The sequence below is a fragment of the Microbacterium sp. ISL-103 genome (assembly GCF_018613995.1).
Lineage (GTDB): Bacteria > Actinomycetota > Actinomycetes > Actinomycetales > Microbacteriaceae > Microbacterium.
On sequence record NZ_JAGGPD010000616.1, the window covers coordinates 2,932 to 3,200 of the forward strand.

General features: G+C 67.7%; 1 pseudogene. It reads left to right on the forward strand.

The window, feature by feature from the left end:
• Positions 1-269 (forward strand): annotated as a pseudogene (locus J7E68_RS20045) (zinc metalloprotease); the annotation flags it as partial.

The following is a 269-nucleotide window of genomic DNA, read 5'->3' on the forward strand; positions in this document are numbered from 1 at the left end:
GTCGTGCAGCAGCCTCTCTCGGCCGGCCCGCAGATGGCCGGAGACACCGTCGTGCGCGTCGGGTCGATGATCCTCACTCTTCCCGTGCGAATCTGGGACACCGGTGTGTCGCTGGTGACCGGGAGCGAGCGCGATCCCAACGGTCCCTTGAGCGTGGTGGGCGTCGGCCGTATCGCCGGCGAGGTCGCAGCCACCGATGCGCCGGTGCTCAATCGCTTCGCGGTCCTTCTCGGCCTCCTCGGATCGTTGAACGTCGCCCTGTTCGTGTT